Source organism: Acetobacter fallax (genome assembly GCF_011516735.1).
GTDB lineage: Bacteria > Pseudomonadota > Alphaproteobacteria > Acetobacterales > Acetobacteraceae > Acetobacter > Acetobacter fallax.
The window spans coordinates 1-1,619 of record NZ_WOSX01000114.1; the positions used below are offsets into that span (position 1 = coordinate 1).

2 protein-coding genes and 1 pseudogene are annotated in these 1,619 nt (G+C 44.8%); 1 reads left to right on the forward strand and 2 read right to left on the reverse strand.

The genetic code is table 11. The features are described from left to right. Window positions 1-133: 133 nt before the first annotated feature. Window positions 134-532 carry a hypothetical protein gene (locus GOB85_RS18680; protein WP_173578861.1) on the forward strand — a complete coding sequence of 133 codons (399 nt, stop codon included), beginning with the start codon at window positions 134-136 and terminating at the stop codon, window positions 530-532. A gap of 267 nt (window positions 533-799) precedes the next feature. Here GOB85_RS18680 and GOB85_RS18685 read toward each other — a convergent pair whose 3' ends face one another. Both GOB85_RS18685 and GOB85_RS18690 read right to left on the reverse strand, forming a co-directional pair. Then, complete coding sequence (locus GOB85_RS18685; protein WP_173578860.1) at window positions 800-1,477, reverse strand: DUF5677 domain-containing protein; 678 nt, start codon at window positions 1,475-1,477, stop codon at window positions 800-802. A 50-nt stretch (window positions 1,478-1,527) separates the two neighbouring features. Next, window positions 1,528-1,619 (reverse strand): annotated as a pseudogene (locus tag GOB85_RS18690) (IS5/IS1182 family transposase); the annotation flags it as partial.

Here is a 1,619-nt window from a genome sequence, read left to right on the forward strand (position 1 = left end):
AACCCCGGACCAGATGGCCAACAGCAACGCCGTCAGAAGGGCGGCATAACAACAACCGGGTATAGCTTATCAAGCCCGCAAAACTGTCCGAACGGACGGGACCACCTCAAATATTTATACTTGGCAATTTGTTTTGTCGGAAGCTGAAGGTCCCAAAAACGTAGAAATAGCACTGGCCTCCAACTCTCTCGATAACGAAGTTTGGAGCGATGATGTTGCAAAAGAAATTTCACTCAGCTTCGATTGGCTTGATAGCCCTAATAATACTGGCAGTTTAGAGACATGCAAAAAGCAACTAGAAATGGCGTTTAAATTTTACGAGGATAGAGCGAGAAACCAATTATGTAAGAAGATCGTAAAGGAGGTACTAGAAAAACATTATTCGGATGGGGATCGGATCGAAATGGATAAGCGAGGCGAGGTAGCGGTGAACGAAATAAGTACAAAACTTATGCTGAGTATGCTGCAAATTCCACGAAGTGAAGAAATTTTTATATCCCGTCCCTCTAGCGAGAGTAATGAACCCGGCTGATAGTTAGAAACTGCTAGATTACCAAATTTCCAGCCGTGGCCTTAAGTCAGTTTTTGAACTTCACTGGCCGAAATCGGACTGTCCACTTCCCCCCAAAACGCCTGTCTGCTTACCAAGAGCGGTGCAGATAGGCGACAGTCGCCGTCTTTTCTGTCGTCCGCGAGCATGGCAGGAAACCCATAAGTGGACGCTTCTTTCCAAATATTTTTCACTCACTTTAAAAGGAAGGCTACGCTTTTTGTAACAGATGACGAGATCGAGATATATTTACGGCAACGATTTTATTTCATTTAATATTCCTACAAAAACGTAATGACCATTTTCGCCAGCTGTCTTCCCAAGGAGAGCCCTCCTGAATATCGACTCTTGATGCTGGTGTTCCAAATTCAGCTCTTCGAAGGTAATCAACTCGGGCCATCTTGGTGCTGCCAATAGTATTTGCTCGAGCTTGTCACATGCCACTTGGTGGTCTGCAGCCATATCCAACAAAGACCGGAAAGACCGGGCAAAGGCTAGGTAGAGTAATGCTCCGCAGAAGGCAGATAGATCTCGATAGTAGCCACCAAAATGTGCAACTGAAAACTGACAAGGCTCCCCTTTTGGTCCCCACCCCAGTCGAAGTAGGGCGTAGGGATTGAAGTGAACAAAATTTGAAGCTGCAAAATATATGTAACTATAAATGGTTGACAGACCTACCGTGGATGCCATTTCCTTCACATTAGGCCTTCGCGATGGAAGACCATGTGAAAGGTAGAATTCTCGTATCCTGTCCGAGCAAGAAGCACGTCGCTCCATCAAATCCTGAACAGCTTGCCCCCCCCCAACTATCGCCTGAAACGGGTTGTTTTCTGCAAAAAAGTTTCTTTGGGCAATCAGAGAGTCAAGAAAGTTAATCTCTCTTATCAGCGTCATGTATTTTATTTGGTCGTCAGATTTAAATCTCATATTATACTTCAGACATATAAGGTCCTCGACAATTCCTCTAAGAGCCTGAATCAGAAAGCGGTTTGATTGATTTTTCGCAGAACTCTGCGGATATGGGCAATCATCAACCATGCGCAGGATGACGAGATTGTTGTCTCGACAT